The 21,797-nt window shown below is 59.8% G+C and carries 20 protein-coding genes; 12 read left to right on the top strand and 8 right to left on the bottom strand.

The genetic code is table 11. The features are described from left to right. The 4 genes from BST14_RS08555 to BST14_RS08540 all read left to right on the top strand — a co-directional run. Nucleotides 1–417 (top strand): ATP-binding protein (locus tag BST14_RS08555; RefSeq protein WP_158085858.1); only part of this gene is annotated, 417 nt, incomplete at its 5' end. A gap of 671 nt (nt 418–1,088) precedes the next feature. After that, on the top strand, nt 1,089–1,922 hold the full coding sequence (locus tag BST14_RS08550; RefSeq protein WP_211280679.1) for a TylF/MycF/NovP-related O-methyltransferase: 834 nt from the start codon (nt 1,089–1,091) through the stop codon (nt 1,920–1,922). A 95-nt stretch (nt 1,923–2,017) separates the two neighbouring features. Next, entirely contained in the window at nt 2,018–3,286 is a 1,269-nt protein-coding gene (locus BST14_RS08545) for a glycosyltransferase (protein ID WP_083064074.1), read from the top strand. A 166-nt stretch (nt 3,287–3,452) separates the two neighbouring features. After that, nucleotides 3,453–4,355 carry a class I SAM-dependent methyltransferase gene (locus BST14_RS08540; protein ID WP_083064073.1) on the top strand — a complete coding sequence of 301 codons (903 nt, stop codon included), beginning with the start codon at nt 3,453–3,455 and terminating at the stop codon, nt 4,353–4,355. Between the two features lie 54 nt (nt 4,356–4,409). On the opposite strand, the gene BST14_RS08535 is transcribed toward BST14_RS08540, so the two are convergent. After that, entirely contained in the window at nt 4,410–5,486 is a 1,077-nt protein-coding gene (locus BST14_RS08535) for an acyltransferase family protein (protein WP_083064072.1), read from the bottom strand. A gap of 299 nt (nt 5,487–5,785) precedes the next feature. Here BST14_RS08535 and BST14_RS08530 point away from each other — a divergent pair, with 299 nt between their 5' ends. Further along, nucleotides 5,786–7,426, top strand: coding sequence for a GMC oxidoreductase (locus tag BST14_RS08530; RefSeq protein ID WP_083064071.1), 1,641 nt, complete (start codon nt 5,786–5,788; stop codon nt 7,424–7,426). Nucleotides 7,427–7,469: 43 nt separating this feature from the next. Here the strand turns inward: BST14_RS08530 and BST14_RS08525 are convergent, their stop codons facing one another. Further along, a complete protein-coding gene (locus tag BST14_RS08525; RefSeq protein ID WP_083064070.1) occupies nt 7,470–8,465 on the bottom strand; it encodes a Gfo/Idh/MocA family protein in 996 nt (331 codons plus the stop codon). Then, on the bottom strand, nt 8,462–9,169 hold the full coding sequence (locus BST14_RS08520; RefSeq protein WP_083064069.1) for a class I SAM-dependent methyltransferase: 708 nt from the start codon (nt 9,167–9,169) through the stop codon (nt 8,462–8,464). The genes BST14_RS08525 and BST14_RS08520 overlap by 4 nt, the downstream gene beginning before the upstream one ends. Before the next feature lie 448 nt (nt 9,170–9,617). Between BST14_RS08520 and BST14_RS08515 the strand changes: the two genes are divergently transcribed. Next, nucleotides 9,618–10,901 (top strand): glycosyltransferase, encoded by a 1,284-nt coding sequence (locus BST14_RS08515; RefSeq protein WP_083064068.1) that lies wholly within the window; start codon nt 9,618–9,620, stop codon nt 10,899–10,901. Nucleotides 10,902–10,942: 41 nt separating this feature from the next. Here BST14_RS08515 and BST14_RS08510 read toward each other — a convergent pair whose 3' ends face one another. Next, a complete protein-coding gene (locus tag BST14_RS08510) occupies nt 10,943–11,833 on the bottom strand; it encodes a sulfotransferase family protein (RefSeq protein WP_211280678.1) in 891 nt (296 codons plus the stop codon). A 476-nt stretch (nt 11,834–12,309) separates the two neighbouring features. Between BST14_RS08510 and BST14_RS08505 the strand changes: the two genes are divergently transcribed. Both BST14_RS08505 and BST14_RS08500 read left to right on the top strand, forming a co-directional pair. Continuing rightward, nucleotides 12,310–12,966 (top strand): class I SAM-dependent methyltransferase, encoded by a 657-nt coding sequence (locus BST14_RS08505; RefSeq protein ID WP_083064066.1) that lies wholly within the window; start codon nt 12,310–12,312, stop codon nt 12,964–12,966. A 97-nt stretch (nt 12,967–13,063) separates the two neighbouring features. After that, on the top strand, nt 13,064–13,843 hold the full coding sequence (locus BST14_RS08500; protein WP_083064065.1) for an O-methyltransferase: 780 nt from the start codon (nt 13,064–13,066) through the stop codon (nt 13,841–13,843). Nucleotides 13,844–13,879: 36 nt separating this feature from the next. Here the strand turns inward: BST14_RS08500 and BST14_RS29435 are convergent, their stop codons facing one another. From BST14_RS29435 to BST14_RS08485, 4 genes are all read right to left on the bottom strand, one after another. Beyond that, nucleotides 13,880–14,098: a hypothetical protein gene (locus BST14_RS29435; protein WP_142279311.1), complete on the bottom strand. Its 219-nt coding sequence runs from the start codon at nt 14,096–14,098 to the stop codon at nt 13,880–13,882. A 200-nt stretch (nt 14,099–14,298) separates the two neighbouring features. Then, nucleotides 14,299–15,231, bottom strand: coding sequence for a glycosyltransferase family protein (locus BST14_RS08495; protein WP_245845341.1), 933 nt, complete (start codon nt 15,229–15,231; stop codon nt 14,299–14,301). Then, nucleotides 15,231–15,872: a methyltransferase domain-containing protein gene (locus BST14_RS08490; protein ID WP_083064064.1), complete on the bottom strand. Its 642-nt coding sequence runs from the start codon at nt 15,870–15,872 to the stop codon at nt 15,231–15,233. Before BST14_RS08490 ends, BST14_RS08495 begins: the two co-directional genes overlap by 1 nt. A 331-nt stretch (nt 15,873–16,203) precedes the next feature. After that, nucleotides 16,204–17,520, bottom strand: a complete 1,317-nt coding sequence (locus BST14_RS08485; protein ID WP_083064087.1) for a UDP-glucose dehydrogenase family protein — start codon at nt 17,518–17,520, stop codon at nt 16,204–16,206. A gap of 364 nt (nt 17,521–17,884) precedes the next feature. On the opposite strand from BST14_RS08485, the gene BST14_RS08480 reads away from it, so the two are divergent. From BST14_RS08480 to BST14_RS08465, 4 genes are all read left to right on the top strand, one after another. Next, a complete protein-coding gene (locus BST14_RS08480; protein WP_083064063.1) occupies nt 17,885–18,526 on the top strand; it encodes a hypothetical protein in 642 nt (213 codons plus the stop codon). Nucleotides 18,527–18,850: 324 nt separating this feature from the next. Beyond that, entirely contained in the window at nt 18,851–19,873 is a 1,023-nt protein-coding gene (gene gmd, locus BST14_RS08475) for a GDP-mannose 4,6-dehydratase (RefSeq protein ID WP_083064062.1), read from the top strand. 6 nt (nt 19,874–19,879) lie between these two features. After that, on the top strand, nt 19,880–20,842 hold the full coding sequence (locus tag BST14_RS08470; protein ID WP_083064061.1) for a GDP-L-fucose synthase family protein: 963 nt from the start codon (nt 19,880–19,882) through the stop codon (nt 20,840–20,842). Between the two features lie 142 nt (nt 20,843–20,984). Beyond that, nucleotides 20,985–21,716: an FkbM family methyltransferase gene (locus tag BST14_RS08465; protein WP_245845339.1), complete on the top strand. Its 732-nt coding sequence runs from the start codon at nt 20,985–20,987 to the stop codon at nt 21,714–21,716. Nucleotides 21,717–21,797 lie beyond the last annotated feature (81 nt).

The raw sequence follows: 21,797 nt of genomic DNA, 5'->3' as shown, positions 1-21,797 counted from the left end.
GGCCTGGCCTTGCGAGCCTGCCAGGCCGGGCACCGCGTCTTATTCGCCACCGCCGCCGAATGGGTCGCACGGCTAGCCGAAGCTCACCACGCCGGCCGCATCCACGCCGAACTGACCCGGCTCGGCCGCTACCCACTCATCGTCGTCGACGAGGTCGGCTACATCCCCTTCGAACCCGAAGCCGCAAACCTGTTCTTCCAGCTCGTCTCATCGCGCTACGAACGAGCCAGCCTCATCGTCACCTCCAACAAAGCCTTCGGCCGCTGGGGCGAAGTGTTCGGCGACGACGTCGTCGCCGCCGCCATGATCGACCGCCTCGTGCACCACGCCGAAGTCATCACCCTCAAAGGAGACAGCTACCGACTCAAAGACCGCGACCTCGGCCGCACCCCCGCGGCCACCACCACTGAGGAATAATCACCACCACCACCCCAGGGGGTCAATTCTCACTTGCCGCCAGGGGGTCAAAATTCAGATGCCGTCGACACAACCAGCGCCGGTAGTCGGTTTTGCGTGTAACGAACCGCATCAGGCCGCGTCTTTCCGTTGGGTTGGGTGCGGATTATCAATCCAATCCGCTCTATCGGCGCGCACCCACCAGTCGGTTGCCCCGGCCGAAAGCTCAGACGCCCGCCTCGACGTCAACACCGCTCACACAAGGCGCTACATCTGACGTTCAAGGTCGGCTGCCTCATTCCTGAACCGTGCCAACCCCGGACTTATGGCGGCTTGGGTGGAAACATCACCGGTGCAGGCGACGTCGTCGCCATCGGACATGGCCGCAAGCGTAAGGCCGGCGTCTCCCCTGTGTTCATCTTTTTGAAATACTTGCGGTTCTTCCACCGCTGCGCGATTCCTCCTGCGTTTCCGCGCAGCCGAATACCTGAGGTAGTGTGTGCACGCGCCTCGCCCGCGTCGAAGTTGAACCAGTTACTTATCGAAAGGTCCTGGTAAGCGCGTACCTGGCGCGTGATGAATCGAGCTCCGGCGGCCCGGCCGAAAACTCCGAACGCGCATTGACGGCTTCGATCGGCGTCTAAGCTCACCACCGGCACTACTGGCATGCGAGACAGGGGGCGGTTTTGACCGTGACCGATAGCGACGTCCGATCTCTCTACCTCGATCAGATCCGGCGCGACCTTACTAGATATGGCATGGACCAACTAGTGCCCGTGGGATGGCCGTTGAAGATGCGCGCCAGCGTGGGTTGGTTGACGTGGCTCCCCTTCCTTAAAAACCGCAACATCATGCTCGTGCGTAAGCGTCCGTTCGACAAGGAGCTGCGTGACGTGGGCATGGACTGGCCGGTGGATGCCGAGACGATGATCGGCATGCGCCGGCTCACCAGCCTGCAGGAATGTGTCGAGACAGTTCTGACCGAGGACATCCCCGGTGATCTGGTCGAATGTGGAGTATGGCGGGGCGGGGCGTCGATCTTGATGCGCGCCGTTCTCGCGGCCTACGGGGATACGAAGCGCCACGTCTGGCTATGCGATTCGTTCGAAGGTGTACCACCGCCCGACACCGCGAACTATAAAGCGGATAAGCTGCCGCGGTTTGCGCTCGGTCTCCATCACGCTGCGCCCATTCTGGCGGTAACTCAAGACGAGGTCAGGGCGAATTTCGAGCGCTACGGGCTGCTGGATGAGCAGGTGCGCTTTCTTCCCGGCTGGTTCAAAGACACACTGCAAGACGCGCCGATCGAAGAGATCGCTGTGCTGAGGCTTGACGGTGACCTCTACGAATCGACGATCCAAGCGCTTGACGCGCTTTACCCCCGATTGTCCGCGGGGGGGTTCTGCATCATTGATGACTTCAACCTTGCTGGATGTAGGCAAGCCGTCACGGATTACCGAACCAGGCATGGGATCTCCTCGGAAATCGTCACGATCGACCAGTGTGGCGTGTTCTGGCGCAAGTGAGCTGCGCATGCTGAAAGTACTGTCGGTACGGCTTTCGTCACGAGGCACCCTGGCCAGGCCAGCACGGGCAGAACGGTAAGACTTCGGGATTAACGATGAGAATTGTGCTGGCAAGTTACGGAACTCGTGGTGATATCGAGCCGTCCCTGGTTGTCGGCCGCGAACTACTGCGCAGAGGCCATGACGTGCGGATGGCCGTTCCGCCCGACGCGGTAGATTTCGTGGAGGCCGGGGGTCTCTCGGCGGTCGCGTACGGTCTGGATACGCGGACGTGGTTGGACGTCTACCGCAACTTTTGGACGTCCTTTTTCGGGGGCTTCTGGAAGGTCAGAGAGCTCCGAAAGCTGTGGCACGAGATGTGGGAACTCAGCGATGAGTGCTGGACGCAGATGAGCAAGGCACTGACGTCGATCGCGGACGGGGCCGACCTGCTTTTCGTGGGCCTGAGTTATCAGGAGGCCGCGATCAGCGTCGCGGAGTATCTGAATGTCCCGTTGGCAACTCTGCATCACGTCCCAGTTCGGGCAAACGGCGAGCTTGTACCGATTCTGCCCGCCCCGCTGGCCCGTTTCGCGATGACTGCGTTCGACTGGCTGGGATGGTTCCTGAACAAGAACGTTGAGCAGGCACAGCGCCGTGAATTGGGACTGGCTAAGGCCAAAAGCCCCGCGGCGCAACGCATAGCGTCGAGCGGGGCGCTGGAAGTCCAGGCCTACGACGAGGTGTGCTTCCCAGGCTTGGCGGCGGAATGGGCAAAATGGAATGGTCAGCGACCTTTTGTCGGCGCGCTGACTATGGAGTTGACCACCGGGGCGGATGAGGAAGTCGCATCATGGATTGCCGCTGGAACTCCTCCGATTTGTTTCGGGTTCGGCAGCATGCCGGTGGAATCCCCGGCCGACGCGATCGAGATGATCGGCTCAGCCTGCGCGGAATTGGGTGAGCGCGCGTTGATTTGCGCTGGTTGGAGCGACTTCAGCGACATCCCGCACGGCGACCACGTCAAGGTGGTGGGCGGGGTGAATTATGCTGCGGTCTTTCCCGCCTGCCGTGCGGTTGTCCACCACGGTGGCTCGGGCACCACAGCCGCAAGCCTGCGCGCCGGAGTGCCCACCCTGATTCTTTCGATGGACGTCAACCAGAAGTTATGGGGTGCCCGGGTCAAGCGACTGAAGGTGGGCACCTCACGGCGCTTTTCGAGCACTACCCGCAAATCACTCGTAAAGGATTTGCGCCGAATCCTCGCTGCGGAGTACGCGATGCGGGCACGCGAACTCGCCACGAAGATGACGACACCTGCCGAAAGCGTGGCCAACGCCGCTGATGTCGTAGAAAGGTATGCGCGTTCGAGGCACCTTGCCTGACTGGCGATGGCAGGCGGCCGAGGCGCCCCAAAGCGCCGCACTTCCCGGCGACTGCCTGTTAGTATCCAACGACGCCGGTCAACGGACTCGCCGAACGGTATCATCGACGCTATTCGAGCTGCTAGACCAGACCGCGCGAACATTTCCGAACACGACCAAGGAAAACATGACCAGCCTGACGACTAAACTGAAGTTTCGTTGGACGCCTCGAACCCTTACATTTCTGTTTTTTTGGTGGCTTGGGGGAACGCGTCCTGCCGTGGCGCGGCATTATCTTATCGACGCGCTGCGCTGTCGCTTGGTCAAGCGGGGAATTCCATCTCGCGCCGCAAAGCACCTTGCTGAGGTTAGTGCGGAATTTGAAGGGCACGCCGAGAAAGGACAATTTCAAGAGCGCTGGTTCGATATGAATATCGTGCCGTGGTCTGTCACCTTTCCGAAAGTTTTCGACCGTTCGGACCCGGTACGCATTCTCGAAATCGGGTCATGGGAAGGGCGCTCGAGCCTGTTCCTCCTGACGTACTTCACGAAAGGCGAGTTAACCGCCGTTGACACATGGGCCGGCAGTGACGAGTGGCATTACCACGCCACCCCAGACTTGCAAGATCTTGAGGCACGATTTGACCATAACGTCGCCTCGGGCGGCGGACGGGTAACGAAGCGCAAGGGATCATCACTAAGCGTGTTGCCTCAGTTGCTAAACGAGCAGCAAATGTTTGACATCATTTATGTGGATGGATCGCACTTAGCGGATGACGCCATAACGGACTCTTTTAACGCATGGCGTTTGTTGAAGCAGGGCGGGATCATGATATTCGATGATGTTATGTGGCCAGCTTACCCGCGGGCACGCGCCAACACCGCATGGGCGATCAACCAATTTTTGAAATACCATACCGGTGAATACAAAGTTCTGCACGCCCAGTATCAGATCATTTTGCAGAAAAAGGTTGCGTTTGTTGACCGTCTGGCAGATTGGATAAAGTCACCGCCGGTCCCCGCTGCGATTTCAGAGTCGGCGACCAACTCACATGAACGGCGACACACGCAGCAGGAAGTGCTCGGCTAGGCGCCGCAGGCTCGCTCGCCATTTGTCTAAAGCGCTATCGACCACGCGGCCCGCTTAGCCGGAAGTCGCCTCCTGTTGTACGGTGACTGGCGGCAAGCCAGGCCTCTTTTGAGTGAAACGGGATTTCAACGCGATCGCTCGCTTTTCAACCAAGAACCAACTCCCGGCTGCTAGTGGCACGGTCACGGCGCCGGCGATGACCGCGAACGCAAACGGATTCAAAACCCCAAGGCCACAGATCACCAAGAACTGCTGCGTCGGCCATCCGTAGATGTAAACGCCGTAGGACAAGTCGGTACGCAATCTCAAGCGCGGGTTGCGGATCAGGGAGCCTGAAACAATGACGGCGTACGCCAATGGAATGGCGGCCACCACTCGGTAATTGACCATGAGCAGCGCGGACGCCAGCACGATGACCATGCTGAGTGCGACGAGCGACCATCGAGCGGGAAGCACGTCTCGGAATTGATGTATCAGCATTCCGGCGAGGAACACGACGGCGAAGCGCGCAATCATCTGCGGAATCGTTTGCACTGCGAAGGCCGGGTAGGACACCACCGCGGCCAATGAAACTGCCAGTAGGAACGCCAGAGGCACTGCCCAACGGCGACCGAGCAGTCCGGTGATACCGGCAGCGGCAACTCCGATGTAGCAGATCAATTCGAAGATGAGAGTCCACAGTGTGCCATCCCATACATGCGGCCATGGGACTCCGCTCGGTGTACCCGCGATACTGGCGTGGTACACGTTGAGTACTGCGTTGTTCAGCACGTATTCGATTGGCGCAGTGGACATCAGCAGCTTCTTCGCTGAACCGCCCTGGATCGCCACGCCGATGGGCGCGATAACGAACGCGACGACGATCAGGCAGACCCACAACCCCGGAAAGATGCGAAGAGCGCGCGCGGCGAAGTACTCGCGAGGGCGTGGGTTGCGGAGCCAACTGGAGGTGATAAGGAATCCCGAGAGGACGAAGAACCCGTCGACCGCGATTTCATAGAGTCCCCCCAGTCCCGGAGCCGTATGGCCGGTGAGTGGCCAAGAGTGTTGCAGGACGACCGCACTGGCCATCACGAGCCGCCAAACGTTTAGCGCATTTCTTCGCGGATCGAATGCCTGTCCAAGTTTCATGCATTTCCGCCTGTTCCCCGATTGCCCGTCCATTGTTGCGCAGTTATACCGGCGTCGCATGAAAGTTATGCAGGAAAGTCCGTTGTAGTGGTGCCGGCGTCACGTTAACACTCGCTGACGGTCGCCGCCTGACCGCGCTCGACCCGGCCCCAAACGATCCAGGCGGCGTCTCGCGCGACGGTTAAACAGCGAATCTTTCGTGGGACTGAAACATCAACGTGCGTGTCGATGGCAGATGGTACTGTCGTGATTCGCCTGGACGGGGCAGAGCTGGGCAATCGTTCCTGAGGGACTCTATTTTGGCTGATGGTGAGCTGACTGCACGCGAGGCGGAAAGCGCTGTGTGGGACGTAATCGTCGTCGGCACCGGCATGGGCGGCGGGATGCTCGGCTACTCGCTGGCCCGTTCAGGACGACGGGTGCTGTTCGTCGAGAAGGGGCGCTCGACCCTTCCCGGCGCGCCGAGTACGCTCCGCTCATCGATGCCCGAAGTGGCTGAGCCTCGGGCCTGCCGTTCGCCAGTGACCTACTACGACGTTTTGGCCCGGTCTGGGCGGTCGACCGACGAGGTCGAAGACATCAGCGGGCGTTCCCCGCAGCGGTTTGTGCCATTTTTAGGCAGCGGGACGGGCGGTTCATCCTCCCTCTACGGCATGGTCTGCGAGCGGTTCTTCGCGCAAGACTTCATTCCGCGCCAGCACTTCCGCAACCCCGGCGAATCCACCGTGCCCGAGGCCTGGCCGGTTACCTACGACGAGATGGCGCCCTGGTACGCCGCGGCCGAGCAACTGCTAAGAGTTCGGGGCCAGCCAGACCCATTGCGCGCGGACGCCACCGATGTCAGTCTGCCTGCGGCACCGCCATTTTCGGCAGAGAACCAACCATTGGTCGACTATCTGGCGGGTCGCGGTTTGCACCCTTATCACCTGCCGATGGCCTGCGATTACACGGAAGATTGTTCCACCTGTCAGAGCTATCTTTGCCACCGGTCGTGCAAAAACGACACCGGCCGCAATTGCGTGCGGCCCGCGATCGCCGAGTACGGCGCCCACCTGCTCGCGGAATGTCGGGTCGTGCATCTCGAGGCGGACCGCACACAAGTCCGACAGGTAATCTGCGAGAGCCGCTCTGGCACGCTGGTACTGAAAGCCAAGGTGGTGGTGCTGGCCGCCGGGGCTCTGGTCACGCCGGTGCTGCTGCTCAATTCCCGTTCAGCAGATTGGCCGCGTGGACTGGCCAATGGCTCAGATTGGGTGGGCCGCAACCTGATGCGTCATCTTGTTGACTTGGTCGAAATCTGGCCGCAGCCCGGCCACAGGATGTTGGGCGCAAACAAGGAGATCGGGCTCAACGATTTTTATTTCTGGGAGGGCCAGAAATACGGCACCGTACAGTCATTCGGCCCCATGCCGCCCATGGAAATTCTGACCAGCACCCCGGGCTGGCGGGCAAGAGCACTGCGTCTGATGAAGCCAGCGGTCCGCCGGGTGTATGAGCGGTTCTTCAATGGCGGACTGGTGCTCGCGACGATCATGGAAGATCTCCCCTACCTGGACAACCGCGTGCTGCCCTCCGATCAGCCGAACGCCGATGGCCGCCAGCGCCTGCGGCTTCAATACCGCCTTCACGCCAATGAGATCGAGCGCCGCGCAGTGTTTTTGCAGCAAATGAAAGAAGTGCTGGAGCCGTTCCGCAAAATTACTTTGCGAGGTGCGGAAGACAACAAGGCCGTCGCTCACGTCTGCGGCACATGCCGCTTCGGCATCGATCCCACATCCAGCGTGCTCAATCAGCACAACCGGGCGCACGAAGTCGACAACCTGTACGTGGTCGACAGCTCGTTCTTCCCCTCCAGCGCCGGGTTGAATCCCAGTTTGACGATTGCGGCCAACGCCTTAAGGGTGGCCGCGCACGTGAACCAGGCACACTTCGCCACCTGATAAGCGGTGAAGACCAGCCTGAAGTGTCAACTGGCCGAAGCGATTACCTGGGGGCGGGTTGGCGGAGCGGCAGCCCAGCCGCGCGGTAGATCGCATCGATGACGGTCATGTTCTCGATAGCGGCTTCCGGTGTCGTCCTTACAGGCTCGCCCCGCAACACCGCAGCGGCGAAAGCATCGAGTTGGTACGCGTACGAAGGACGGCGCGGGAAACGCTTCACTCGTTTGCCGCCTGCTGATCGGACGGAGAGCCGATGGAAAGACTGCGGCATCACCGGATTGAGTACCCGCAACTCACCACGGTCGCCAATCACCTTGGCGCTCAGCTGCAGCAGGTTCGTCGACCACATTGAGCAGCGAATCCGTCCGGTATGCCCGCCGTCGAACCGCAGCTCGGCCCTCATGGCCCGGTCGACCTGAGGGTCACGCAGTTTCGCCTGCGCCGAAGCGACTTCCGGCGTTGAACCGCCGAACGTACGGACCATGTCCACGGCATAGCATCCGGCATCCATTGTCGCCCCGCCGGCAAGGGAGTAGTCGTAGCGGATATCGGAAAATTTTGGAAGCGGAAAGCACAGGGCCGCCTCCACTCGCTCCAACTTGCCCAACTCCCCCGAGGCAATGATCTCCTCGACACGCAACGTCAATGGGTGGTAGCGATAGTGGAAAGCTTCCATCACCACTCGGTCTGACTTCGCGGCGAGTTCGGCGATTTCGCGTGCCTCGGCAGCATTGGCAGTGAACGGCTTTTCACACAGCACGTGCTTGCCGGCCGCAAGCGCGGCTCGAGTCCACTTGCCGTGCAAACTATTCGGCAGCGGGTTGTAGACCGCGTCCACGTCTTGGTCGGCGATCAGCGCCTCGTAGCTGTCGTGGACTCGGTCGATTCCGTGTTTCGCGGCAAAGGCTTGAGCACGTGACGCATCGCGTGCAGCTACGGCGGCGACTACGACTTCGGCGTTTTCACGAGCAGGGTTGATGAGCGCCAACGGCGCGATACGAGCCGCGCCAAGGATTCCGATCCTTACCTTGGCCTTCACGAATTGGAGGATATCCGGTTCGGCGAGGCGAGGATTTCGTCCAGATATGCAGGCGGTTTCAGATTTAGCAATCCCACACGGTCGGCAACGAGGTCTGCATAGTCAAGTGCTTCAATCTGCGCGGGCGAGTACGACAATCGTGAGTCCGCAGTTCCTTTTCGTACAATTCCCACCCCCCAGTCGCAGTTCAATACCGCGATTTGCAGATCTTGTCGAGTGCTACGCAGGTAGACGATCGCCTTCCAGACATCGCCACTCCAGTCGATCTCCCACCAACGGTTCTGCGCACGAAAGTCGGCGTACGAGTCTGCCGGGCAAGCGACCGACGCTCGCGTCGGATTGCAGTCGTGCAGGAAAATGACGCCATCGTCGCGCAGATAGCGCAGCGTGTTCTCGACGTCGTTCACGACCTGTCCATAGGTGTGCAGGCCATCGATCAAAGCGACGTCGATGCGACGCTGCTTGAGGAACGTCGCCTCGTTCTGGAAGAAGGTGTCGCTAGTCATCTCGAAGTAGTGGGTCGCGTTAGCCTTCGCGTCGGCGCGCCGCCGCGTACGCGCCGAAAGCCTGAACGCCGGGTCGACGGCGATCTTCTCCGCGGCCGTGATACGCCGGAATGCCGTCCCGCGCGAGACACCGATCTCCAGGTATACGGGACTCGACCGCCCGTCGAGCGCCCTCTGTACGGCCTTGATCCGGTTCATCCCACAACCCTCCCCGACGCTCGTGCGTCCGATAAATAGCACGCCCGCATACTAGAGATTCGTCTGATCTTCGTCCCGCCGAACCGGGTGAGGTTCTCGCGGAGAATGCGCCAAACCCTCACCTCAGGCGTGTCATAGCACCTATGCTTCTCAGGATCGGGCCCGTTCATAATCTGTAAACCTATCCCAACCGAGACCGCTGTAATATCCAAACGGCACTCACATTCGCAAACATGCTTCCTGCGAACGGAATAGGCGCAACGAGTCCCTGCTGTGGCCCCTTGGGGGCAGGGATCCTGCCGGTCGGTACGCTGCGCCGAGGCAGGCGGGAAGTCACAATGCCACAGACTCCAAGTACATAGAAAACGCAAGCGATTCTCGCAGACGAAAGCAAAGAGCCTGGTAGCGTGGCCTCGCGCATGGCAAGTGATATAAGGCTAGGAGCCCTATGAAATTCGCCCTCGCAAGCTTCGGCACTCGCGGTGACATCGAGCCCTCAGTCGCTGTCGGTCGCGAACTGCTGCGCAGAGGCCACGATGTGCACATTGCCGTCCCGCCCAACCTGATTAGCTTCGTCGAGTCCACTGGTCTTACGACCGTCTCCTATGGCCTCGACACCCAGGACGGTCTCCAGGAGGGCCTCGACGCCAACCGCGAATTCTGGACCTTGATCTTCCGCAAGTTCTGGAAGGTAAACGAGCTGCGCGAAGCATGGCACGGGCTGTGGGACCCGGTTGCCGACATGTGGGCACACATGAACAAAACCTTGATGTCATTGGCGCAAGACGCTGACTTGTTGCTCACCGGCCTGAATTTCGAACAAGCCGCTGCCAACGTGGCGGAATACTACGATATCCCGTTTGCCACGCTGCACTTCTTCCCAATAAGGCCCAATGGTCAGCTCATTGGGACCCTACCTGCGCCGTTGGTCCGCTTCGGAATGATGGCAATGGGCTTGGCTTCTTGGCATCTTCTAACAAAGAAGCTCGATGATTTTCAGCGCCGCGAACTAGGCCTGCCAAGGGCGAGGGGAACCTCTTGGCGACGGCTGGCTGAAAGCGGGGCGCTGGAAATCCAGGCGTACGACGAGGTTTGCTTCCCCGGTCTGGCAGCCGAATGGGCGAAATGGAATGGCCAACGGCCTTTCGTCGGACCGCTCACAATGGAGCTGACCACGGAAGCCGACGACGAGGTCGCGTCCTGGATCGCCGCAGACACGCCGCCGATTTGCTTCGGCTTTGGCAGTTTTGCGGTCGAATCTCCTGCTGCGACAGTCGAGATGATCGCCAGCGCGTGCGCGGAATTGGGCGAACGCGCATTGATTTGTTCCGGCTGGACCGACTTCAGTGACGTCCCCGATTTCGACCATGTCAAGGTGGTGGGCGCGGTGAACTACGCGGCAACCTTCCCCGCCTGCCGGGCGGTCGTTCACCACGGGGGCGCGGGCACCACAGCCGCAAGCCTGCGCGCCGGCGTTCCCACGCTGATTCTCTGGACGATGCCTGACCAACCGATCTGGGGAGCGCAGTTCAAACGGCTGAAGGTCGGCACGTCCCGGCGCTTTTCGACCACTACCCGCGAGTCGCTGGTCATAGATCTGCGCAAGATTCTCGCACCCGATTACGCCGTCCGCGCCCGTGAGCTCGCCAGCCGGATGACTAAGCCCGCCGAAACCATCTCTAACACAGCCGATCTCATCGAAAATTTCGCCCGCTCGAGACGTCCTGGCTGATCGGCGATGCGTGTCATCCGGATTGGCGGCGCCCGGCTGGCCTAAGCCCACGTCCCCCGGCGACGGTGAGCCATTGCCATAAGCTCAATCATCGGCTTCACGACGGAGGGCCGAAAGATCTGGGACTGCATGCTTTTCGAGCGGCTGCGGAAATCCTCGAACAACGTTCGGTAATCATGTTCGCTCGCCTGGTACGCCTCGAAGATGCGATCCAGCGTGGCGATGTCAGGCGAACCGTCTCGCGCGGCCACGCACAGGGCACCATAGGTGGCGGAGATCCAATCTGTTCCGAAACGCTCTATCACGGCTCCGCAGTTTCGCTGACGCCGAAGATCCGGCGTGAGGAACGCGTCGATTGCATCCTCCTCCCGGTTCTCCAGATTGACGGGAAGCGCCGCGGAAACCCGCTTCATCTCTGTGCGCCAGTCCGCCAGCATGCTGGCGTATTCAACGAACACGCGGGGCACGTCGCGCGTGTGTCGCTCGGCCAGCAGGTTGTATTTGAGCCACAAGGCGCTCGACAGTTCCGGCGAGATTTTCCAGGATGCCGCCACCGACGATATGACCTCTTGTGGGTGGCGCAAGGCAATCAGGGCTGCCACGTCGAATCCGGCCAGACGCGCCGCCTCGAACCACAGATCGGACATCGTGGTTATCCGTGGGTCTTTGATGACCACGAGTGGTGCGGCGGGCATCGTCTTGAGATACGCGCTGATCTCGGCGACGCACGCGGCCTTCTCGTTGGCACCCAGTGCACCTTCTTCCAGCAAGCGCAGTGAGGGGTCGAACCAGGCGCTGCCGGCGCGGTGCAGAATCGCTTCATTGATCCCGATCGCTTTGCGCGGCTCCCAATTGCCGCGTGGATTGCCGGCATCGGCGCCCAACATCCCGGTGGGGAGGGTGCCGCCGCATAGTGACAGAACGCGTGTCATCGCCGAAGTGCCAGAACGTTGTGTACCCAACACAAAGAGAACGACTGGCTGAGGCGCAGCGGCAGGTTTGGCGGCTTTGCCCGCGGCATCCCGACAGTCCGCGACCCGGTCGCCGGATGAAACCCCCCCTACAGATTTCATCGCGAATCCAGCCTTTCATTCATCGTGCGCTTAATCTTTGGTACCGGGGCATTATGTCTGATTTTCGTCGCAGCATCATCCCGAATGAGACGAATCATCAAGGCTTGTGCGTCGCGGCGTTGCAGGCGACTCGGCTTCGGTTGATTCGGCGGGTTCGGTCGGTGTGATCGACGGGAGGTCCGAGCACTTCTCCTGTATGGAACACCGCTCCGGCGCGAACGAGAGCAACCAGGTGGACTGTGCGTTGACGGCTCGCCGGCGGACTTGTGCGTCGTTGATGATGAGTTGGTACGCCGTGTTGGAACGAGCACGCGCGGCCGGTTACTGTCACCGTTATGTCGAGGATCATGGGCAACCTGCTCCGCATCATGCTGAACACAGGCCGCGACAAGAACTCCCTGGAGCCCACACGCTGGGCGGCCGCATACAGCTGGTTCCGCGGCGAGCACCTCGTTTCCCCACCCGCGGTCGCGAAGCGACGCCATCTTCTCAAGGTTTTCAAATCGCGTGGGCACCGCGTCTTCGTTGAGGCTGGCACCTACAAAGGTGAAACGACCGCATTCTTTGTGCCGCACGCAGATCAGGTGATAACGGTCGAGCTCCATGACGACCTTTTCGCCGCAGCCAAGCAACGCTTCGCAAACTACCCAAATGTCACTCTCATCCACGGCGATTCGCTTACCGAGATCCCAAAGATTGTGGCGAACTGTTCGACCCCACCGCTTATTTACCTCGATGGGCACTTCTCGGGCGCCGGCACGGCCAGGGGTGAGGAGATGGAGCCAGCAGAGTCCACGCTTGGGCGACTCGCCGACGTAGCTCCGCCCGGAGCCAGTGTTGTGATCGATGACCTGAGGCTCTTCGGCTCCGGACTCGCCGGATTCCCCCAGCTCGATGCGATCACAACAACCGCGCGCGCCGCATTCCCGACGGCAGTGATCCGCACTGGCCTGGACTCGATCGTCGCCGAAATTCCGAAAACAGACGGGTAAAAAGCGCGTGTACCAGGGGCGCTCGTCCCGATGGAGTACATCGTTGCGGGCTTCAGCTCGTTCCTGGTTCTAAAACCATTACGGGAAGGGATGGTTCATGAACCGACGGCTTGCGGGCGGATTTTCCGCGGCCGCCCCGCCGGTGCATGTGCTGCTGGCATGGCAACTTCGCTTGTGGATGTTCAACCATCCCGCAGTGGGTGGACACTATGTCCTCACCCAGACGCGCCGGTTACTCGCAGTCGCCGGTGCGCACAAGCAGCACATCTCACAGATCCGTTCGGAGTTCACCACTAATACGGCGCACGCCACGTTCAGCGGCCTGTGGTTCGACGTCCACCTGGTGCCGTGGTGTTTGACCTTCCAGCGGGCCTTCAGCCGTAAGGACCCGCTGCGGATACTCGAAATTGGATCCTTCGAGGGCCGCTCCACCCTGTTCCTGTTGACCTACTTCCCCAAAGCGCAGGTCACCACCGTGGACACGTGGGCGGGGGCCGCTGATGAAGCGGGACGCGCTGACTTCGGCGGCATCGAGGCGCGTTTCGACGCCAATCTCGCACCTTTCGCCAACAGGTTGACCAAACGCAATGGCTCGGCCACGCACATACTGCCCCGGCTCCTCGACGAGCACCAAGAATTCGACCTGGTGTACGTCGACGCCTCACACTATGCCGATGACGTCTTGACGGACTCGATCACCGCGTGGCGCATGCTGCGCACCGACGGGGTGCTGATCTTCGATGACCTGAACTGGTTCGACTACCCTACGCTGCGGGACAACCCGGCGTGGGCGATCAACACCTTCCTGGATTTTCACGCCGGCGGCCACCGGATTCTCAGCGTCACCCCGTGGCAGCTCACGCTGCAAAAAAAATGAAGCCTATTCCGGCCTCGGTGGGGGCGAGCATCAGAATCAGTTCCAGGTGTAGCCGATGTCGCCGGCGACCATCACCCCAGGACTAGCCATCCAATAACCACGACGGCCCTCTTGTGATCGGCCAAACTTATTGCGCCGCCATGCCGTTGGGCGGTTCCTACTCGGCAGATGCGCGGCTTTGCGGGCCGCCGCGCGGCACTGGGCCTTCAACGACACCACGTCGGTCGCGTCCATGCCGGCCGTTGGGCTGAACATCCCTTAATTATGGCGATGATCGCCGCACATACGACAGCCCCGGCCTGCAGGCGAAAGGGACATCGGACCACCGCACGCCGGTTGACCCGGCGAACCACGTTGTCAGGCACGGTGTCTCGATAGACCACTTCCATCCCGCTGCCGGTGCAATGGCGCTCAGCTATGGGTCTACCCGCTCGCGCGAGGTTGTGGAAACCCGTCTACCTCGTGACTAGGTAGATGGCCAAGGAGACATATTTACTCAGGGGATACGGCAGGCCCTTTGAAGTATGAGCAGCCCGAAGCTTCGCCTCCAGCTTGTCCTTGTCGGAGCACGCCAGGACGGTCGCGGGGTGAGTAAGGGGCAAGCTCAGGTCCTCGGCGCCCAGCGAAGAGTAGACCATATCGCCCTTCGTGTGGGTGGCATCGGCGTGGAAGCCAATATTCCGTACCAAGTTTCGGGCCGGGGTCGCACAAAGCCCTGAGTTCGCCCATATGCTGTAGAACCACCGCCAGGCCCAAGTATCGACCTGGCCGTCATAAACGCTTTGGAACACGAACTCCCAGTAGCAGCGCTCACTCATCGTTGGGAAATACTGGTCGAAGAGCTTCCTATCTCTGATCTCCGGCCAGTCCGTCATGTTGAGGTCGTATTTCGCCCAGGCTCGCCTCCACGTGGCCCAGCCCCATATGTGGGGATATCTCGAGAAATAGTAGCTATCCGCAATCTCAGCGTGTCCGAACAAATGATTCCCGCCCGAGATCATCATGACGCGCTCGTCGTTCTCGTAGCGATCTAGAAGGTCGGCGCAGTAGGGGAAGAACGAAGCGGAAGGCACGCAGTCGTCCTCGAGGATTATCGCCTTATCGACGAGCTCGAAAGCCCACGTCAGGCCAGAGGAGATGCGGTGACAGGTGCCCATGTTGGTCTCCGAGAAATTCGTCTGGATTTCGCAGTCCCAGTCGACTTCGTCGACGATCGCGCGTGTCGCTGCGCACTTCTCAGCCTCTCCGGGCCTATTCGTGCGCGGGCCATCGGCGATCACCAGGAGCTTCTTGGGCCTCGCGACCCTGATCGCTTCTAGCGCCTGCCTTGTGGTGTCCGGGCGATTGAAGATCGTGAAGATGACTGGGACGGAGCACGGTTGTCTCATCACTTGACGCAGTCAACCACTATGGACATCGGCCGGAAGGGGTGGGACACCCTTTCGTCGTTGTCAGGGGTTCTCTTGACAAAGCCTTTCGAGTAATCGATGGGCCTGGTATGCGGAAACCCCTTTTCGTCATAGTAATGATAGAATTCCACGGAAGAAAACTGTGTATCTTTAAGTAGCTCCAGTACGCTCTCATATTTCGGGAACCAGACATGGCCCCCTTTTACTACCTTCTTTGGGCCGAATACAGGAGGTCGACGCCTATATGCTCCGCCTCCGAACGGATCGAACATGATGTTTCCGTGTGCATCTTTAATCGATCTATCGAGTAAAACATCGCAACGATAATCTGGAAGCGACAACCTGAAAAGTCCGCCCATTTTAAGGACTCTGTATATTTCAGAAATGGTAGCGGGAAGCTTGCAATACTCTATGTGCTCGAAAACGTCTTCAGACTGGTAGATATCAACGGAGCCGTCGGGTATCGGAAGCGGCATCGAAACATCGTGGCGGATATGCCATTCGTCTTGCTTTGTCAGCGATAGCCCCACTTGTTGCCTAGTACGGTATTCAGGCATGTCAGGAAGGTCACCTGCATACAGATTTACGAAACAACGCGACGACAGCTCGCTGAATTTCATGGCCTGCCCCTTATTGCGATGGCGCCAGCGCTAGAGGAAGGCGTGGACACTCGTTCAACCTCGCGGAGCAAAGCACGGTCTGGCATCGCGCCCTCATTGTCCGCGGCCACACGCCACCCAGATCAGAGATGGAGAACTTCATCGATGAGTCCTCTGAAAAGTTCAATACTCCTGGCCGCGCCCTGCCGAAAGAATCTCCGGGATGCCAACCGGGCCTTTGTCACGGCGAGGCTGCGGTCCGCGTGCTTTTCGTCGGGTCGTCCGACGACGGGGCGTAAGAGGTCGCCGAGTTGGACACCAGCAGCGCCCGCGACGAGACTCTCATGATTCCTCAACGCCGGCCCATGCCATAGTACTCAAAGCCCTCGGCCTGCACACGCTCAGGGTCATAGATGTTTCGGCCGTCGAACACGACGTGCCCTCGCATGGCCGACTTCACACGCTGCCAAGACGGCCGCTGAAACTGTTTCCACTCCGTGAGGAGCAGCAGCGCGTCGGCGCCCTCAACGGCTTCGTACATGGTTTCGGCGTACTCGATCGAATTCCCGAGCGCCTTTTTGGCCTGCTCGGTCCCTTCGGGATCGAAGGCCCGCACCAAGGCCCCGAACTCAGTCAAGTCCTTTGCAATGACCAGAGAGGGGGCCTCGCGCACGTCGTCGGTCCGTGGTTTAAAGCTGAGGCCCCAGAGCGCGATACGCAGGTCTTGTAGATTCTTCGTGGGCGAGTCATCCCCAAAACGAGTGACGATCTTGGACACGAGGACGGACTTCTGCTCGCTATTGACCTGTTCGACCGCGCGCAGTAGACGTGTGTCCGATCCCAAGCGCTCGGCAGTATGTAAAAGTGCCTGAACGTCTTTCGGCAAGCAAGATCCTCCATAGCCTATCCCGGGGAACAGAAATTCATAACCAATACGCTTGTCCGCCCCGATGGCTTCCCGTACGGCTGCGATATCGGCGCCGGCCTTCTCGCACAAGTTCGAGATCTCGTTGATAAAAGAAATCTTGGTCGCGAGGAAAGAGTTGGCTGCATACTTCGCCATCTCGGCGCTCCTGGTGTCTATGACGATCAGCGGGTGGAAGGTGCGAAGAAACGGCTCGTAGAGCTCCCGCATGATAGCGAGCGCACGCTCCGAGTCGCCGCCGATCACCACGCGGTCGGGCTGCATGAAGTCAGCGATCGCCTTCCCCTGCTTCAGAAATTCCGGGTTGGACACGACGTCGAACTCGTGCTTGGCCTTCCTACGAATGATCGCTCGGATTTTGTCCGCAGTGCCGACAGGGACGGTCGACTTGCTCACGACGACCTTGTAGCGGTCCATATAAGTCCCGATGTCGTTAGCAGCGGAGTAGACGTAGGTAAGGTCGGCCGCGCCGCCCTCACCCATGGGCGTTGGGACAGCGATAAAGATCACGTCTCCATGCTCGATCGCTCGCTGCCTGTCCGTCGTGAAGTCGATAAGCCCGTTCTCGCGGCTCCCTGCGATCAGCTCAGCCAGGCGGGGCTCGTAAATTGGGATTTCTCCACCGAGTAGTCGGTCTATCTTGGCCTGGTCAATATCGATGCAGATGACGTCGTTACCGCTGTCCGCCAGGCAGGCGCCCGTGACGAGGCCGACGTAGCCCGAACCAATTATCGAGATTTTCAAGATGATCCCTTCGTCTCCTCGATCGACCGCCGCCAATATTGCCGCAAGCAACCTGCGATTTCCCGTAGAGGACTGGCCAGCGCTCCCGGCACTTTCACTGCAAAGTGATTCTGACTTCGACCCCGCGCCAGGCCGCATACTATCCAGCGGACTGCCGCGTAGTCTTCCACCGGAGCGGTGGTGTAGCAGGTGTGCGCGGCCTACATTGCCCACAGGCGACATGTGAGGCGTCGCCAGATTGCTTGACGCGGAATTATATTGCCACCTGGCTCAACGAACCTCACATAGTCGCTTCGGTCCCTCGGACCGTGCCCACGGCGTCCGCTTGCCCGGTAGAGTTGCTGCCCGAAAGGGGCATCATGCGATGGGACGGTTTCTGGATGAAATGGTCTTTACGGCTCGGCAGCGCTCAGGGCGACTCCGGGTACCGGACATGCCGCACTTCGACAGCCCGGAATCCACCGCATGGTTCCTCAAGCAGTTGGAGGGCTCGAAACTGTACCTTGAGTACGGGACGGGTGGCTCGACATACCAAGCAGCCAGGCTGGGAATAGATTTCATTGCCGTCGACACCGACTCATACTTTCTAGACAGCGTGCGAGCCAAAATCCACGCCGCCGGCATGGAGCGCGCCGGACAGTTGTACTGGCACGCGGATATTGGATGGACCGGAACATGGGGCCGCCCATTGGGGCGGGTGACCGATCATCGCCGCGAGTTATTTCGGCGCGCCTCCGACCCACCGCCCAAGTGCTTCGATGGCCGCCAACCAGACCTTGTGTTAATCGATGGCCGGTTTCGCGTCGCCTCTGCCTTCAAAGTCTTTAACATGCTAAGTGCACAGACCGGGTGGATGGTGGTGGTTGACGACTACACCGACCGCGCCTACTACCGGGAGATCGAGGACTACGCCGAGGTAAAGCTAGTAGGACGCATGGCTGTTATCCAATCCGCTCAGCCTGTTCCCAGCGATGTAATCACCCGATGGGAAACCGATTTTAACTAGTATTTCCCGCCTGACCAGATTGCGGGGCATCGTCCTATTCGTTGTAGGGCGACGACCTTATCGTCCGCTACGTCGAAACCCTCACCCTGGTGGGCGTTCTCGTAGCCGTAGACACTTTGGTCCTTCTGTTTGGCGTGCCTGCCGCTCTCAGTCGGCCGTAACGCCCGTTAGTAAGCCCATCACTGCACGTCTGTTGCCTTTGACATCTACTATGAAGCGACGGCGACGCCCCCGGCGTTGTAGCGCAACGAGGGGTGAGATCGCCGTAATTATCGGATGCCGGACGCGCGGCAAAAAGCATGCACCGACGGGAGCGGGAATCCAGTGAAGCGAGCATTGATAACCGGAATTACCGGGCAAGACGGCTCGTACCTCGCCGAACTGTTGCTGACCAAGGGATACGAGGTCCACGGCCTCATCCGTCGGGCGTCCACCTTTAATACCTCGCGGATCGATCACCTTTATGTCGATCCCCACCAACCGGGCGCACGACTTTTCTTGCACTACGGCGATCTCACCGATGGAACCCGTCTGGTGACGTTGTTGAACACCATCGATCCGGACGAAGTGTACAACCTCGCGGCGCAGTCGCATGTGCGTGTCAGCTTCGACGAGCCGGTACACACTGGCGACACAACCGGCATGGGATCGATCCGACTGCTCGAAGCTGTCCGCCTGTCCCGAGTGCAATGCCGGTATTATCAAGCATCGTCGTCTGAGATGTTCGGCGCGTCGCCGCCAACGCAAAATGAGCAGACAGCGTTTAATCCGCGATCACCGTATGGTGCGGCAAAGCTTTACTCGTACTGGGCGACTCGCAACTATCGAGAAGCGTACGGGTTGTTCGCGGTGAACGGCATCTTGTTCAACCACGAATCTCCCAGGCGGGGCGAAACATTCGTGACTCGAAAAATCACACGAGCCGTCGCGCGGATCAAAGCAGGTGTCCAATCAAATCTCTACTTAGGCAACCTCGATGCTGTGCGCGACTGGGGGTACGCACCCGAATACGTGGAGGGAATGTGGCGCATGCTGCAAGCTGCACAACCCGAAGACTTCGTTCTGGCGACGGGACGCGGTTACACAGTGCGTGAATTCGCTGAAACCGCGTTCGACCACGCCGGACTCGACTGGCAGAAGCATGTGCAGTTCGACGAGCGCTACCTGAGGCCCACTGAGGTGGATTCGCTGATAGGGGATGCCACGAAGGCCGCCCAGACCTTGGGGTGGAAGGCCTCCGTCCACACCAGCGACCTGGCGCGAATCATGGTGGAGGCGGACATCGCCGCTCTCGAATGCGACGGCAGGCCATGGATTGACAGGCCGAGTCTTCCGGGCTGGGGCTGACAACGGATGGACGCGTCAGTCGGCACTCTTGACCGCACAGCTCCGGTGTACATCGCCGGACACCGCGGCCTAGTCGGATCCGCCTTGCTACGCGGATTTCAGGCCGAGGGATTCACCAATCTTCTTGTGCGGTCACACAGCGAACTCGACCTAACGGACCGGGCCACGACATTCGACTTCATACTGAGCACCAGACCACATGTCGTCATCGTCGCAGCGGCCCGTGTGGGCGGGATCATGGCCAACGACACATATCCCGTGGATTTTCTATCCGAGAACCTGCAGATCCAGGTGAATCTGCTCGATGCCGCGGTGACCGCGCGGGTGCCGCGACTGCTGTTTCTCGGTTCGTCTTGCATATACCCGAAATTTGCGTCACAGCCCATCAAGGAGAACGCGCTGCTCACCGGCCCGCTGGAGCCCACCAATGACGCATACGCGATCGCTAAGATCGCCGGCATTCTTCAGGTCCAGGCGGTCAGGCGCCAGTACGGCCTGGCATGGATTTCTGCGATGCCGACGAACCTGTATGGACCGGGCGACAACTTCTCCCCATCGGGGTCACACCTGCTGCCGGCGCTCATCCGCCGATACGAGGAGGCCAGAGTTAGCGGCGCGCCGGAGGTGACGAACTGGGGCACCGGGGCTCCGCGGCGTGAGCTGCTCCACGTCGATGACCTGGCAAACGCATGTCTGCACCTCTTGGAAAACTTCGACGGTCCGAACCACGTCAACGTGGGCACCGGCATCGACCACACCATCATGGAGATTGCTGATATGGTCGCCGGAGCGGTCGGCTACTCCGGCGAAACTCGCTGGGACACAACCAAACCGGATGGGACGCCACGCAAACTGCTGGACATTTCGGTGTTGCGAGAGGCTGGCTGGCAGCCCGGCATCGCGCTGCGGGACGGCATCGAGGCGACGGTGGCCTGGTATCGCGCGAACGCCGATGCAGTGAGGAAGTGACATTGTCGCCGAGGCTTCAGCAACGCCTTTTATCGGGAAAGGCGCACCGGTCGCCCGGATGCACAAGCACGCATCTCCTCTCTGCATGGCCCGGTCGCACGTTCACCACATCCCGGGGAAATCCGCATGTTAGCGTTGCGCGGTGGATTTGATGCACCGCGCTCGTCAGATCGCGCATCGCGCCGGTTTCGAGGTGACGAGCTACTCTCCTCACCTGGACTGGGAACGAAATTTCATGCATCAACTCGAATCGCATCAGATAAACCTCGTGCTTGATGTCGGCGCCAACTCCGGCCAATACGGTACCGACCTGCGCAGGGCGGCGTACAAGGGTCGTATCGTATCGTTCGAACCTTTATCGGAGCCATTTTCACTTTTAGCTCAGAAGGCAGCGAAAGATTCGCTGTGGGATTGCAGGCAGTGTGCATTAGGAGATGTTGATGGAAAAATTTCGGTAAATGTCGCGGCGAATGCCGGTCAAAGCAGTTCTGTTTTGTCGATGCTGAAAAGTCACCAGGATGCGTTTCCTTGGGCAAATTACACTGGTACCGAAGAGGTGCCGATACACCGACTTGATTCTGTGGTGCCAGAAATTCTCCGTCCGGCCGATGTTGCTTTTCTCAAGATCGACGTGCAAGGATTTGAGAAACAGGTGCTCGCAGGTAGTAAATCAACGCTGAATAACCGTTGCGTCGGCATGCAACTCGAACTTTCGTGCCTCCCCCTGTACGAAGGCGGGATGCTCATTCGCGAGGCGCTCGATCTTGTATATTCTTTGGGGTTCACGCTCACAGGATTGCTGCCATGTGTCACGGACACCCGAAATGGTCGAATGTTGCAGGCCGACGGCATCTTCTTCCGTGAAAGTGATTGACCGAAGATGCGCGTCGGAGCCTTTGTCGATCGAATGGCACATGGGCACCGACCGAACGCGCAAAGTGAAGATTGCGAGTAG

Source organism: Mycobacterium arosiense ATCC BAA-1401 = DSM 45069 (assembly GCF_002086125.1).
Classification (GTDB): Bacteria; Actinomycetota; Actinomycetes; order Mycobacteriales; family Mycobacteriaceae; genus Mycobacterium; species Mycobacterium arosiense.
The sequence above is the reverse complement of the archived record's forward strand: the minus strand, read 5'-3'. Positions and strand labels throughout refer to the sequence as shown.